The organism is Saprospiraceae bacterium (assembly GCA_016713025.1).
GTDB lineage: Bacteria > Bacteroidota > Bacteroidia > Chitinophagales > Saprospiraceae > OLB9.
In genome coordinates this window covers 20033-34937 of the sequence record JADJPZ010000003.1, presented here as the reverse complement: position 1 = coordinate 34937, position 14905 = coordinate 20033, and the positions used below count along the sequence as shown (strand labels likewise).

Sequence of the window (14905 nt, the reverse complement as noted above, 5' to 3'; positions counted from 1 at the left end):
AAAAAGATTTAAAAATAAAGTGGATAATATTTTGCTGATAGAGGAAATAAGTATTATCTTTGCGGCCCCAAAGAGATGAAGAGAGAGAATAGGGATGTGGATTTTGGGGAGATAGAGTAAGTATATAAAGATGCCTGATCCGAAGGGATTGAGGTGATAGATATAGAAAGAAAAAGTTCATTGACACGATTGGATAGTAGTACTTAATAAGAGAATATAGGTAAGGAGGATTTGGAATCCCCTTGAAAAGAAGATATTAAGACGGACCTTAAGAAAATATTAGAAAAAAGTAGCGATTTCTTTAAGAAGAGATAGAGCCGCTAAAGATCATACTATGGAGAGTTTGATCCTGGCTCAGGATGAACGCTAGCGGGAGGCCTAATACATGCAAGTCGAGCGGTAGAGTCCTTCGGGGCTTGAGAGCGGCGCACGGGTGAGTAACGCGTACATGACCTACCTTTAAGTTTGGGATAGCCCTGGGAAACTGGGATTAATACCGGATGTGATAATAGATATAGAGATTTATTATTAAAGCTGAGGCGCTTAGAGATGGGTGTGCGTTTGATTAGCTAGTTGGTAGGGTAACGGCCTACCAAGGCTACGATCAATAGGGGGCGTGAGAGCGTGGCCCCCCACACGGGTACTGAGACACGGACCCGACTCCTACGGGAGGCAGCAGTAAGGAATATTGGTCAATGGACGGAAGTCTGAACCAGCCATCCCGCGTGCAGGATGAAGGTCCTATGGATTGTAAACTGCTTTTAGCAGAGACGAAGACCCATCATTTATGGTGGAGTGACGGTATCTGCGGAATAAGCACCGGCTAACTCCGTGCCAGCAGCCGCGGTAATACGGAGGGTCCAAGCGTTATCCGGATTTATTGGGTTTAAAGGGTCCGCAGGCGGGAAAATAAGTCAGTGGTGAAATCCTATCGCTTAACGATAGAACTGCCATTGATACTGTTTTTCTTGAATTGGGTTGAGGTTAGCGGAATGTGACATGTAGCGGTGAAATGCATAGATATGTCATGGAACACCAATTGCGAAGGCAGCTAACTGGGCCTTGATTGACGCTGAGGCACGAAAGCGTGGGTAGCGAACAGGATTAGATACCCTGGTAGTCCACGCCCTAAACGATGCTAACTCGATGTGTGGGCTATGAGGTTGCGCGTCCAAGCGAAAGCGATAAGTTAGCCACCTGGGGAGTACGTCCGCAAGGATGAAACTCAAAGGAATTGACGGGGGGTCCGCACAAGCGGTGGAGCATGTGGTTTAATTCGATGATACGCGAGGAACCTTACCTAGGCTAGAATGTGAGTGACCGGCACTGAAAGGTGCTTTTCCTTCGGGACACGAAACAAGGTGCTGCATGGTTGTCGTCAGCTCGTGCCGTGAGGTGTTGGGTTAAGTCCCGCAACGAGCGCAACCCCTATCGTTAGTTACCATCATTAAGTTGGGGACTCTAGCGAGACTGCCGGCGTAAGCCGCGAGGAAGGTGGGGATGACGTCAAATCATCATGGCCTTTATGCCTAGGGCGACACACGTGCTACAATGGCCAGTACAGAGGGTAGCCAAGCCGCGAGGTGGAGCCAATCCCAAAAAGCTGGTCCCAGTTCGGATTGGAGTCTGCAACCCGACTCCATGAAGGTGGAATCGCTAGTAATCGCGCATCAGCCATGGCGCGGTGAATACGTTCCCGGACCTTGTACACACCGCCCGTCAAGCCATGGGAGCTGGGGGTACCTGAAGATGGTGACTTTACGGGGAGCTATCTAAGGTAAAATCAGTAACTGGGGCTAAGTCGTAACAAGGTAGCCGTACCGGAAGGTGTGGCTGGAATACCTCCTTTTAAGAGCGAGGCCGTTGAGATGGAAGAGAGATATGGAGGTATTGGAAGAATTTTTACCGGAATATATTAAGGCATTAAGTATTGCATCCTCGTGTTGGTGGATAAAGAGAAAGAGGGGAGAGAGAAAGAAGAGAAGAGAGAAAGAAGAGAGAAGAGAAAAGAGATAGAAAGAGAGAGAAGGAGATAGATGATCGCTCAGCTGCGTTAAGGAAAAAAGAGTAGCGAAGATGAGACGACTTGTATGTGGGAATATGAGAGTCTCGTAGCTCAGCTGGTTAGAGCACTACACTGATAATGTAGGGGTCGGCGGTTCAAGTCCGCCCGAGACTACAGAAAAAGAGAAAGAGTCAAAGCGGGGGATTAGCTCAGCTGGCTAGAGCGCTAGATTTGCATTCTAGAGGTCAAGGGTTCGACTCCCTTATCCTCCACCAAAGAGAAAGAAGACTCCATCGAAGGAAGGAGGCGATATAAAGAAGAAATTTGAAATTATGATTGGATTGCCTTGATAGTAATTGGGGTTAAGAAATTGTAAGAGTAGGAAAAAAGTTCATTGACAAGTTTGGAGAAAAAGAAAAGAGTAGAAACACGAGTGTAAAAATAGTTTGGGATGAGAATTCCGGACGGAAAATAATTTTTAAGATTAGGAAGCAAATAAGGGCGTATGGTGGATGCCTTGGCTCTCAGAGACGACGAAGGACGTGGTAAGCTGCGAAAAGCTACGGGGAGTTGCAAACGAGCGTTGATCCGTAGATGTCCGAATGGGGCAACCCTGCATATTGAAGATATGCAACCCGACCGCGAGGCGGGAGAAAACCCGGAGAACTGAAACATCTAAGTAACCGGAGGAAAAGAGAACAATAGTTATACCGTAAGTAGTGGCGAGCGAAAGCGGTGGAGCCCAAAAGCTAATATATAGAGAGTGGAACGACTTGGGAAAGTTGGCCGGAGAGGGTGATAGCCCCGTATACGAAAGGATATATTAGTGAGAAAAGAGTAAGGCGGAACCGGAGAAATTCTGTCTGAATATGCCAGCACCATCTGGTAAGGCTAAATACTACTGAGAGACCGATAGCGAACCAGTACTGTAAAGGAAAGGTGAAAAGAACCCTAAGAAAGGGAGTGAAAAGAACCTGAAACCATGCGCTTACAAGCGGTCGGAGTGCGCCTATGGCGTATGACGGCGTGCCTTTGCATAATGAGCCTACGAGTTACTCCTCACTAGCGAGTTTAAGGACTTCAGGTCCGGAGGCGGAGCGAAAGCGAGTCTGAACAGGGCGGCTGAGCTAGTGGGGGTAGACGCGAAACCTAGTGATCTACCCATGAGCAGGTTGAAGGTGGGATAGTCTCCCACTGGAGGACCGAACTGGTAAACGTTGAAAAGTTTTCGGATGACTTGTGGGTAGGGGTGAAAGGCCAATCAAACTGGGAGATAGCTCGTACTCCCCGAAATGCATTTAGGTGCAGCGTCGGCGAGAGTGTGATGGAGGTAGAGCTACCGATAGGGCTAGGGGGCGTCACTGCCTACCAACCCCTGACGAACTCCGAATGCCATTACACTGCACCGGCAGTGAGGCTATGGGTGCTAAGGTCCATAGCCGAGAGGGAAACAACCCAGACCAGCAGCTAAGGTCCCCAAATACTATCTAAGTTGAACAAACGATGTGAGAATGCACAGACAGCTAGGATGTTGGCTTGGAAGCAGCCATTCATTTAAAGAGTGCGTAACAGCTCACTAGTCGAGCGTTCTTGCGCGGAAAATGATCGGGCATCAAGATAGTTACCGAAGCTCTGGATCCGCCGTAGGCGGATGGTAGGGGAGCATTCTAAGGTCGGCGAAGGTTTGCTGTGAGGTGAGCTGGAGAGCTTAGAAAAGAAAATGTAGGCATAAGTAACGATAAGGAAGGTGAGATCCCTTCCCGCCGTAAGACTAAGGTTTCCTTGATCTATGCTAATCAGATCAGGGTTAGTCGGGGCCTAAGGTGTAGCCGAGAGGCGAAGCCGATGGGAAACCGGTTAATATTCCGGTACCTGTGTATACTGCGATGTGGTGACGGAGACACGTAAGGACTGCGAACAGACGGAATTGTTCGTTGAAGTGTGTAGGAGTTGATTCGGTAGGCAAATCCGCCGATGATCTGAGGCACGATAGTACAGGGTTTTGCATGCAAGACCCTGATAATGTCCCCAAGTAAGCTTCCAAGAAAACCGCTAAGCTTCAGGTATACAGAGCCAGTACCGTAAACCGACACAGGTAGTCGAGGAGAGTATCCTAAGGCGCTCGAGTGAATCATGGCTAAGGAATTAGGCAAAATGGCCTCGTAACTTCGGGAGAAGAGGCGCTCCGTGTAAAAATGGAGCCGCAGTGAAAAGGCCCAGGCGACTGTTTAGCAAAAACACAGGACTCTGCGAAATCGTAAGATGATGTATAGGGTCTGACACCTGCCCGGTGCTGGAAGGTTAAGGAAGGTGCTTAGCGCAAGCGAAGGTATTGACTGAAGCCCCAGTAAACGGCGGCCGTAACTATAACGGTCCTAAGGTAGCGAAATTCCTTGTCGGGTAAGTTCCGACCTGCACGAATGGTGTAACGATCTGGGCACTGTCTCAGCCATGAGCTCGGTGAAATTGAAGTATCGGTGAAGATGCCGGTTACCCGCAGTGGGACGAAAAGACCCCGTGCACCTTTACTATAGCTTCACATTGAGCTTGAGTATAAGATGTGTAGGATAGGTGGGAGACTATGAAGTTGTCACGCTAGTGGTGATGGAGTCGCCGTTGAAATACCACCCTTCTTATGCTTAGGTTCTAATGGCGCTACAAGCGCCAGACATTGTGTGGTGGGTAGTTTGACTGGGGTGGTCGCCTCCAAAAGAGTAACGGAGGCTTGCAAAGGTTCCCTCAGCATGGTCGGTAATCATGCGAAGAGCGTATTAGTATAAGGGAGCTTGACTGGGAGACCGACGGGTCGATCAGGGACGAAAGTCGGCTAAAGTGATCCGGTGGTTCCGTATGGAAGGGCCATCGCTCAAAGGATAAAAGGTACGCCGGGGATAACAGGCTTATCTCCCCAAGAGCTCACATCGACGGGGAGGTTTGGCACCTCGATGTCGGCTCGTCACATCCTGGGGCTGGAGAAGGTCCCAAGGGTTGGGCTGTTCGCCCATTAAAGTGGCACGCGAGCTGGGTTCAGAACGTCGCAAGACAGTTCGGTCTCTATCTACTGTGGGCGTAGGAATATTGAGAAGATCTGACACTAGTACGAGAGGACCGTGTTGGACATACCTCTAGTGTACCAGTTATGCCGCCAGGTGTACCGCTGGGTAGCTATGTATGGAAAGGATAAGCGCTGAAAGCATCTAAGCGCGAAGCCAACTTCAAGATGAGTATTCCATTGTCGCAAGACTAAAAGGGTTGTTGCAGATGACGACGTTGATAGGCTACAGGTGGAAGTGCAGTGATGTATGGAGCCGAGTAGTACTAATTACCTGAATGCTTCCTTTTTTTTACAAAAAAGAGCAAAGATTTTTACGGACTGTGAATCGAAACTTTGTCTCCATACTGTCATTGAAAAGAAGAAAAAAGAAATAATAGAGGAAATACTTATCTGGAGTGGAACATGGATAAGTGTGAGAGAAAGCCTAAAGATATAGGTGGTTATAGCGAGGGTGTTCCACCTCTTCCCATTCCGAACAGAGAAGTTAAGCCCCTCAGCGCCGATGGTACTGCGAAAGTGGGAGAGTAGGTCACCGCCTTTTTTGATGAGAGCCGTCCAGCGAAAGTTGTACGGCTCTCTCCTTTTTAGTGCGAAAAGTAGTCCGTGTGGTGCTATTGCAATCTTTTTATGAAAGCCTTGCAATGAAAATTGTAGGGCTTAAATTTTATGTAAGCCCATTTTCTTTCATGATTTGTATCTTCTGACCACCAACTTTGTCATATTGAAGCTACCCAAAATTTTCACTTTATTACACAAATTTAATATTAATTTTGTCTATTTATCCCGATTTAATGATAGGAAGCTAACTAGCCTTTGATTGGATGAGAGAGGCTATCACAGTTACAACACAATTCGACTTAGCTCAGTTCAGTCCCTTGGTTACTCTCAGTGCAACACATTATGGAGTATATCCTTTACTCTGTTCTATGTCATAGACGAGATCATTGAGTTATCCTATTCAAAAATAAATTATTTCAGTTGCGCTAAAAATAATAATCCTGAATAAATGAGATTCGTAGTGAGAGCTTCAAATACAAGAAAATCAGCACTTTTAGCGACAAATCATACTGTGTGCAGCTATACTGTAGTCACCACTACCGCCAATGCGGCACAAGTTATGGTATATGACTGAACGGTGCAACAGCAAAATTGAGTGGGAGCTCAAGTTAGTGAAGGAACCGTCAGCACACCTGACGGCATGGTCATGTTGTTTCTAAATCAGAATACAGTATTTGGAGGTCGTAATAGATTACCATTTTAGATTTTTAGGTAAAACTTATTCTAATGAATTTCAAAAGAAGTAGGTATTTTCACCACTTGAATTATTATTCTTCAACTTATTAACAAAAGGTAAAATATAAGCTTTCGCTATGTTATCCCGGATCAGCCGGATCATTATACGTCGGCTATATAATTTATTATCAACACATCAATCTTCACTTATGATCAGCGGCAACGAAACATGCTGTTGTCCGGCTGTGATATTGATAAAGTACATACCTTTTGCATAGTGTTGTGACTCCAGATGAACGATGTGTTCTCCTTGTGAATAATACTCATTGTCACGAAGAGTCCTGACCAATTGTCCCATCATATTGCGTATAGATATGGTAGCAGGCATACCTCTTTCCATTTCGAAGGTGATGTGTACAGGTGTCGCATTGTTACGTCCTACAAGATTTGGTTGTATCGATGCTTTTATGGTTGTTTTGTCTATTACTTGATTTGTTGGACTTACATGATTATCAAAAACCACATTTTCATCACCTTGTTTATACGGCACGTACAAGAGTGGAAGGTAATACATCTCATCCTTTGTTCCTTCTCCCCAGGATACAGGTTTTAAAGGGTTGTTGGGATTATTAGGATTATTTTTAGTATTGTCATAGGTAGCAAAAGCTCTGATTTTACTGCCCTTTTTAGCTATTTTGTATTTGTCAAAATAGTAGCCGCCTTGCCAGTTGAAATCCCAGTCATTGATTTTGATCAGGTTTGTCTTTGACCCATCTGTATTTTCTATAAATACCTCCCAGTTTTTTCCCAATAAATGCATGTGTGGAAATATACCTATCAGGCTGATATCTGAAGGCACTGAGTATACTCCTTCAAATTTTTTAACCTGATTTGCCTGGATCACAAAGCTTGCTGCACCGGTGACTAAATTGAAAGGAAGCATAATGTAATCCTTGACAGTACGGTCTATCACTTCATTATCTTTGGCAAAAAATATATTTACAGTTGAAGAGTCGGCTTCATCCACACTCCACGGTGCATAATGCATTTGTATGACCAGATCACTATTAGCCGGAAGAATTTGAGCAAGTCCATCCGGAAAGTTTCTGGGTTTCTGACCGGGTACATATCCTGGGTATTGTTCTCTTGTGATCACTTCAAAAACACGAAAGTCAGCATTTTCATCGGGTGAAAATCCGTACTCAGGCGTCTTCTCGTCGTATTGCCTGGCTTTTCCAGTCTGGTCAGCAAAAAATAGGGCATGGTGTACTATTTTTTTATTGCCGGGACGGAGTTCAATAGCCTTGATTTTTTTGCTTTCAGTCAGTCCTGTCGGAATCACAAAATAACGATATTCATCTTTGCCGTTTCCTTTATGGATGTAGGATTTTTTGAAAGGCAAAACCAAATCCGGAGTACCTAGTAATGAATTGACAGGAAATTCGGGAAGTTTGGGGGTATTGGAAGGATTTCCTTCCGGTGAGCCTGCATCTACCCAATCTGAAATGGTTTTGATCTGTGATGATGATAAGTAATTTTCATCCACAAATCTTGAATATGATTGATCTGCCTTCCATGGAGGCATGATTTTATTTGTCGTGACATACTTGATGGTCGATGCCCAGTTTTTGACTTCTTCATAGTTTGTGAGTGTCATCGGACCTATTTCACCTTGTCGGTGACATACAGTACAATGTTTGAATATAATGGGAGCTACATCTTTTGAAAATGTGGGCTGCGCCTCGATCGAAATGGATGAAAATGCAAACAAAAGAATGATTATAAAATTATTATACATAATAATTAAATTTAATTTAAAGCATCGTTAAAATTAATAAAACAACCTACAGGTTTAGTTTCCCTGATAGCCGGTATCTGATTTTTTAGTGTTGCATGCAATGCATCACGGAGGTAGTGATTGGCGATATGTTGTCTTCTTTTTCCCGGAGAATAAAATAAGTCATTGATACTACCTCTGTAAATGATCTCTTTTGTCGTCTCATTGTAGACTATGACTTCAGGAAGTATGGTTGCGGTGAATTTAGTGGCCTGAGTTTTGAAGTAATCTGTTTTTGTGTTGAATTTTATGTTGTATTTTTTCTTAAATGCATCTATTCCTTTTTTCTTTGATGAAAAGTTGGGAAATAATCCGATAAAACCTATTGCATTCCCATACTTTTCGTAGATGGCATTCATTTCTGGTGATAATTCCTGACATATTCTGCATTCGTCAAGTAAAAACATGTACACAGTGATACTATCTTTGCTATACATCAACAAAGACTGAAAAATAAATACACCAATAAAAACAAATGATTTTTTCAAAATAATATGAAGTTACCAAAAATAAAAACTTTACAAATATATGGAATATTGTATTATAAAGTAAGAAGACAGCTTGTTTTAGTAAAAGTTTAATTGTAAACATACTAATAGCTCATTGGCCGGGTACCATTTTTTCTAAAAAAAAATGAAAACTTATATTGCGAAAAATTTATTTTCGATAATGAATGTAATTATTTTAAAAATAGAAAAAACAGAGTATTTTTGCAGCCTGAAAAAAAGCCCGGGTGCTGAAATTGGTAGACAGGCATGTTTGAGGGGCATGTGTTCGTTAGGACGTGCGGGTTCAAGTCCCGCTCCGGGCACCACTAAAGCAAATTTAATAATTACAGGAAAGGTATCATAACGGATACCTTTCTATTTTTTAAGAAGTACCATATCGATATCAGGATTTCATCCATAATTCATTATATTTGCTTGAACAAATTTGAAAGTTATGAATAATAACATTAGAAAACTGCATGCTATGGCATCTTCTGATTCCAGAATGATCATAGGTCTTATGTCCGGCACCTCACTTGATGGACTCGATATAGCACTCTGTAAAGTATCAGGAGCCGGCAGATATACACAAGTCAGCCTTATTGCTTTTCAAACGACCGATTATTCAGACGAAATAAAAAACAGAATAAAAGAAATATTTGCCAAGGAGACTATCAATTTTCCTTACATGGCTATGCTCAATGAATGGATTGGTTTACTCCATGGTGAGATGATCAATGAATTTTTGGAAAAAAATAAAATAGACCACGGACATGTAGATCTTATCGCCAGTCATGGTCAAACTGTCATGCACGCCCCGAAGCACCAGCATATGCAGGAAGGATTTCCAAATACTACATTGCAAATAGGCGATGGTGACCATATATCTGTCAAAACAGGTATCATTACAGTAAGTGATTTCAGACAAAAACACCTTGCTGCCGGTGGTGAAGGAGCTCCGCTCGCAGTTTATGGAGATTATCTCATCTTTTCAGAACCGGGAGAAGACCGAATTATGCTCAATATGGGTGGAATTGGCAATTTTACATATTTGCCGGGAGATGGAGATGCTTCCAAGGTGTTTGTAACAGATACAGGACCAGGCAATACACTGATGGACGCTTTTATGAAAAAAAATTATAACCTGCCATTTGATAAAAATGCTCAAATGGCTTCCAAAGGTATGGTCAATAATAAACTGGTACAATCTCTAAAGGATCATTATTTCTTCAGATTAAAATTTCCAAAGACCACCGGACCGGAAGTGTTTAATTTGCAATATGTTCATGATGCTTTGGAAAAAGAAAATCTGACTGATATCTCACATGAAGATATCATGGCTACGCTCAACATACTAAGCGCTGAAACTATCACTGATGCCATCAGAAATGTGATCGGTGCACACCATTTTAAAGTTTACATGAGTGGCGGCGGTGCGCATAATCCACTGATGGTGGCATCAATGAAGTGCATGTTGCCAGAGTGTACATTTTCTCTGTGTGATGAGTTGGGTATATCAGGTGATGCTAAAGAGGCTGTGCTGTTCGCTGTACTGGCCAACGAAACAATTGCAGGCAACCCTGTGAATTTTGGAAGCAGAGAAGGAGTACCGTCTGTCTGTATGGGAAAAATATCGTTCCCTGAATGATCATTTTTCTAAGAGATTTTTGTGGTTTAAATAAAAGTTAAAGCGGGTTGAATTAAGAGATGACGAGTTTTAATCTTATGGTTGAACATCTAATTTAGTTGACGTAAGTACCTATGATCCATTTTTTAAGGAGTTTTGAAGGCGCTGCACCAATCTTCCCTTCAGCAGCCCTGCATGCATCTCTTTCATAATAAACGAAGTACAACAAATAAGTTTCCTTTGTGCTCGGAACACAATCCATAAAAACCCTGCTGAACCCTTTCCACCCAGTTTTATGGTTTCTTCCCTTGTAGCACTATCATACTTCACAATTGAGATCGGGCAGTCTTGGTAGCGGTGTCAGACATGAAACATTAAATTTTATAGAATGGAGATATCGTCAGGTTTTTAAATTCTCCTGCCTCTATGCAATGAGATTTCGTATCACGTTTTTACTTCGCAACATTCATGGTTATTTCTGTTTAATCACCCACTTTCCTTATTACCTAAATATCTAAAATGAGATTCGTAGTGAGAGCTTCAAATACAAGAAAATCAGCACTTTTAGCGACAAATCATAGTCACCACTATGGTGCGAAGCTAAAAGTGAGCAAAGCGACTGATTTTGAAGTATTTGGAGGTCATAATAGATTATCATTTTAGATTTTTAGGTATTACTTATTCTTTATGGTGTTCGTGAATGCAAATCATTTCAGTGTATAGATCAATTTAAGATAACTGGATCTTGCTAAAACTTCAGGACATTAAGCCCGCGTATGAGTGACAGACTTTCAAACAGTTGGATATTTTTCCTACGGGCTTTCACTCTTTAGCCTACTTGTTTTGCGAAGAGTTGGATGATTATGATTTTGCTCGTATATTTGTCATTCAAAGTACACACATCGGTTTTGCAAAAGTTGGACAGCAGGAAGTAATTGTAAGGTTATTCAATTATTAAAATTATGTACTAAAATTGGCCTGACATAATCCAAATCCCAACCTTCGGCAACACCCAAACTTAGTGGCAAACTTTACTTCATCGCAAACAGTAAAAGACTTTAGAACATGAGATATATGTACTCTTTACTATTCCTAATTCTATTTTCCTGCCAAAACAAACCAAAGAATGAGAAAGTGTTTGAAGCAGAAAAAGGGATAATTGACACTTCATACGTGTGGACAAAACTATTGGATAGTGCCGAATGGAGAAAGAATTATAACTTCCAAATGTTCAGCCAAAGAGATACAATTTGGGTATTTCATCCAGACGGAACTTGGTTTTCAACAGATGGTAAAAGGTGGACAAAATCTCTTCTTTATAACTCAATCAACAATCTTGCATTTTTAGACTATGTTCAATTCAATGGAGCAATATACGGGCTTGGATATTTTAAGGGCAACATTGAACAATTTGAGTTTAAACCTGAAATTTTTAAGACTACTGACTTTAAGAAATGGGAAACAATTTCAAAGACAAGTAATTTGCCAAAACGATTTTTCTATCATCCATTCATCTTTGACGACAAAATCTGGATTATTGGTGGAGAAGACAAAGACAATAAATTCTCCGACATTTGGAATTCGGCAGACGGAATTACTTGGATAAAGCAAAAAGAAAACCTGCCATTAGGCAAAAGAAGCGGAAGTCAAGTCGTAATGTTGAACAATACACTTTACTTGCTTGACAATGATGTCTGGAGTTCAACTGATGCTTTGAATTGGCAAAAAATATCTCACGAGATTGTAAAGGGTGAACAAATATACGGATATTCTGCACAAGTATTTGACAATGAAATTTGGCTAATTGGCTGCAACCGAAATGGGCAGTTTTCAAGCCAAATCTTGTCTAGTAATAATGGGAAAAAATGGCTAACACATACAGCCCCTTGGCTTCCTCGCGGTGGAATCGCTGCTACAGTCCACAAAAATAAAATTATTATGACTGGGGGAAAATATGGGGGTACACCTAATCATCCAGATTTCAGATACGACAATGATGTATGGACATTTGAAAAGAAGTAAAAACCAAAGCCTGCACTAGCTTCTTGATGGCTAATGATGAAATGTAAATATTAATCATCCCTAAAAAGTCGTGGATGAATTAAAATTAAACAAAAGTGATTTCTACTGCATTGATAATCATGCGTTTCCATTTTAGCCTGCCTGCCAATTAGGCAAGGGAGATGGTAAAAACGTTTGATTATCATAAAATATTTATTTTCGAAGTAGTTCAAATATTGACCTTTTTAAAAATAAACCCATTAACAAAAAGAGAGTATTAGCAAGGAATTATGATCTGATGGATAAGCTGATTGTGAAGTATGAATCAAATTATTATACCAAATAGAAAATTAAATGCGAAAATTTACCATCATAATTATTTAATTTACAATACATTATGTTTTATATTTTTCGCAGAATATTTTCTGTCCACTATAATTATTTGTAATATTATAGTTCTTTTCAATTTCAATTATAAATGTTAATTTTCCGTGATTTTTTATCTATTTTTGAGTCCAGGAGGCTATATTTAGTTCAAATTCACCTTTTGTATCAAATAATTAGCGGATTTTTGTAATTTCAAAGTAATTGACCATTTATTATAAGCTTATGAAGAGTATCTATGTTGCATTATTTCTGATTTGGCAGCTCACCTTCGTTTTTGGCCAAAGACCTTTAGTGGCATTTGTTTCAGAACAGGAAACTTCGGTAAAGATATCATACTGCGTAGTGACATCTTTGAAATCCGGAGAAACATTTCTTACCAATGAAGAAGGTGTATTCAAAATTCCCTTTGTCATTTCAGATGATACCCTGGTTTTTTCAAAAATAGGGTTTTCAGTAAAACTCCTGCCTGTAAGCACAATAAAGGATAGTGCTGTGGTCATGCTGGAAGAGGAACAATTTCTGGCCTCTGACACTGATGAAGTAAACGAAGAACAAAAAGAAAAGTTAAAAACTGCCATCGAAAAGCTTAGGAAAAAACAATTGTTTCAAAGTCGGGCCTATTTTTATTATGAGACACAAGACGTCTTGGGTAATACTGAAATGACAGGCTTGTACTTTAACACCACAGTACAGGGTACAAAAGTGCTCAAATTGGAATATAAAAACGGTAGAACAGCAATTATTGAAAAATCTCTGACAGCTGTTGCGCCTAATAGATTTTTGGCTTCCACACCCGATATCTGGCATTCTATCGCTATGATTATCCATTCTCCACTACATAGAAGCAAAAGAATGCCTTCAAATCCGCTACTGTCTTATGTGGAAAAATCTTTGGATAGTTTATGGCATTTTACACCTGGAATACAGAATTCTGAAAATACATTGCATCTGGAGTTTGAACCCGCCGTGTCAGATTCGACAGGACATTTTTATGGAGAAATATGGATCTGCAACAAAACATGGACGGTCAAACAATTAAAACTACAGATAGATCGCACTAATCTTAATCCATTTCTCAATGCCCAATGGCCTGAAGATGTAGATATGGACCTGGTTTACAGATTTTCCGATGTTGAAAAGAATATGGGAAATCTGACGTTCACCAACTTCAGTTATTCTTACCGATATCCGATGACCAATAAAACACAAGTCAAACAAAACCATTTTAAAAACAATGGAATCATTCACTATTATGACTATAACCGGCCTTTTTATACTAATAATGAAAATACTAGCAAAGAGTTGTATTTTCGTATCTTGAGCACTCCTTATGATAGTACTTTTTGGAAGTGTGAAAATGTGATCCCCATGACCCTAAGTCAACTCAACAAAGTGAGACATATATGGTTGAAAGCGTTTCAGTCCAACTATTACCCTCCTGACAAGAAGGACTCTGAAAACATGTTACTCGCAATAAAAGGAGTTTTGGTGTGGAATAAAGACAATTATCTCGATCAGGTAACAAATATTTTATCTGACACTTTAATATCAAAACCTTCCATTTCTATCTACTTTGATGTCAATAAATACGCCGACACTATTCTGTATACTACGCTCACCACGCTGGACATCGAAAACAGCAAATATAACCTGCCCCGAACTAAAGAAAATCTGGCTTACCAAAATATTCTATTTGATTTAGCAGAAATCATTCGGGTGAATCTGGATGAAAAACTTAAAATGCTCCGTGATGTGACTGCTATGAAAAATGCATATAAAGTTGCTGAGAAAGATCTGCAATCACTGATCACAAGATACAACAAAGAAACGAAGTTGGGTCAGGATATGGATGTATTAAAAGAATGGAATGACAGAGTATATGAATTAACGGGAATTGACAGTTTTCAGATATTTGATATCAAGTATAAACCAAAAAAGAAAAAAGGCAAAAAAGCGAAATAAAAAAGATTTTGTTTTTTGCTTGGTGCAATCAGAATTGGGCTTGAATTTAAAAGATTGTGGCAAAATGATTACTTTATTTTGCATTTATTTTACCGTAAAAATCATTTATTCAGTCTGAGCAGTATCAAGGTGGATCGAAAAAACTAGCATACCTTACCTTAATTCCAAAAACCTATTGACATAATATGTGTTCTCTTACACTTACGGTAATATTAAAAATTGGAATTAGCATAAATCCTTCTTTGTAGTAACTGCTTCGCCGTTCATCGAAACAGTTATAACAGCAAAAAAAAATAATAATATAGATAAA

7 protein-coding genes, 3 tRNA genes and 3 rRNA genes are annotated in these 14905 nt (G+C 40.6%); 11 read left to right on the top strand and 2 right to left on the bottom strand.

From position 1 onward, the window contains the following. Window positions 1-331 precede the first annotated feature (331 nt). The 6 genes from IPK35_03255 to rrf all read left to right on the top strand — a co-directional run bounded on the left by IPK35_03255 (window position 332) and on the right by rrf (window position 5601). Window positions 332-1849 (top strand): 16S ribosomal RNA (locus tag IPK35_03255). Window positions 1850-1863: 14 nt separating this feature from the next. Continuing rightward, window positions 1864-2016 carry a hypothetical protein gene (locus tag IPK35_03250; GenBank protein MBK8052306.1) on the top strand — a complete coding sequence of 51 codons (153 nt, stop codon included), beginning with the start codon at window positions 1864-1866 and terminating at the stop codon, window positions 2014-2016. A gap of 89 nt (window positions 2017-2105) precedes the next feature. Beyond that, window positions 2106-2179: transfer RNA gene (locus IPK35_03245), tRNA-Ile, on the top strand. 24 nt (window positions 2180-2203) lie between these two features. Further along, window positions 2204-2280: transfer RNA gene (locus tag IPK35_03240), tRNA-Ala, on the top strand. A gap of 210 nt (window positions 2281-2490) precedes the next feature. Then, window positions 2491-5347 (top strand): 23S ribosomal RNA (locus IPK35_03235). Between the two features lie 145 nt (window positions 5348-5492). Further along, window positions 5493-5601: ribosomal RNA gene (rrf, locus tag IPK35_03230) — 5S ribosomal RNA — on the top strand. Together the 16S, 23S and 5S rRNA genes with 2 tRNA genes alongside form the textbook arrangement of a ribosomal RNA operon. An 888-nt stretch (window positions 5602-6489) precedes the next feature. Here rrf and IPK35_03225 read toward each other — a convergent pair. Next, window positions 6490-8091: a T9SS type A sorting domain-containing protein gene (locus IPK35_03225; GenBank protein ID MBK8052305.1), complete on the bottom strand. Its 1602-nt coding sequence runs from the start codon at window positions 8089-8091 to the stop codon at window positions 6490-6492. A gap of 11 nt (window positions 8092-8102) precedes the next feature. Then, window positions 8103-8618 carry a hypothetical protein gene (locus IPK35_03220; protein MBK8052304.1) on the bottom strand — a complete coding sequence of 172 codons (516 nt, stop codon included), beginning with the start codon at window positions 8616-8618 and terminating at the stop codon, window positions 8103-8105. A gap of 239 nt (window positions 8619-8857) precedes the next feature. On the opposite strand from IPK35_03220, the gene IPK35_03215 reads away from it, so the two are divergent. The 5 genes from IPK35_03215 to IPK35_03195 all read left to right on the top strand — a co-directional run bounded on the left by IPK35_03215 (window position 8858) and on the right by IPK35_03195 (window position 14595). Next, window positions 8858-8944: transfer RNA gene (locus tag IPK35_03215), tRNA-Leu, on the top strand. Window positions 8945-9072: 128 nt separating this feature from the next. Further along, window positions 9073-10266: an anhydro-N-acetylmuramic acid kinase gene (locus tag IPK35_03210; protein ID MBK8052303.1), complete on the top strand. Its 1194-nt coding sequence runs from the start codon at window positions 9073-9075 to the stop codon at window positions 10264-10266. Between the two features lie 498 nt (window positions 10267-10764). After that, window positions 10765-10908 carry a hypothetical protein gene (locus tag IPK35_03205; GenBank protein MBK8052302.1) on the top strand — a complete coding sequence of 48 codons (144 nt, stop codon included), beginning with the start codon at window positions 10765-10767 and terminating at the stop codon, window positions 10906-10908. Window positions 10909-11379: 471 nt separating this feature from the next. Further along, the gene (locus IPK35_03200) at window positions 11380-12267 is read left to right on the top strand and encodes a hypothetical protein (GenBank protein ID MBK8052301.1); all 888 of its coding nucleotides are present in this window, start codon (window positions 11380-11382) and stop codon (window positions 12265-12267) included. Window positions 12268-12855: 588 nt separating this feature from the next. Beyond that, window positions 12856-14595, top strand: a complete 1740-nt coding sequence (locus IPK35_03195) for a hypothetical protein (protein ID MBK8052300.1) — start codon at window positions 12856-12858, stop codon at window positions 14593-14595. Window positions 14596-14905 lie beyond the last annotated feature (310 nt).

Bases quoted from the DNA above. Each gene is read 5' to 3' on its own strand.
- IPK35_03225 (MBK8052305.1), bottom strand. From the start codon at position 8,091: ATGTATAATAATTTTATAATCATTCTTTTGTTTGCATTTTCATCCATT.
- IPK35_03210 (MBK8052303.1), top strand. From the start codon at position 9,073: ATGAATAATAACATTAGAAAACTGCATGCTATGGCATCTTCTGATTCC.
- IPK35_03205 (MBK8052302.1), top strand. From the start codon at position 10,765: ATGAGATTCGTAGTGAGAGCTTCAAATACAAGAAAATCAGCACTTTTA.
- IPK35_03195 (MBK8052300.1), top strand. From the start codon at position 12,856: ATGAAGAGTATCTATGTTGCATTATTTCTGATTTGGCAGCTCACCTTC.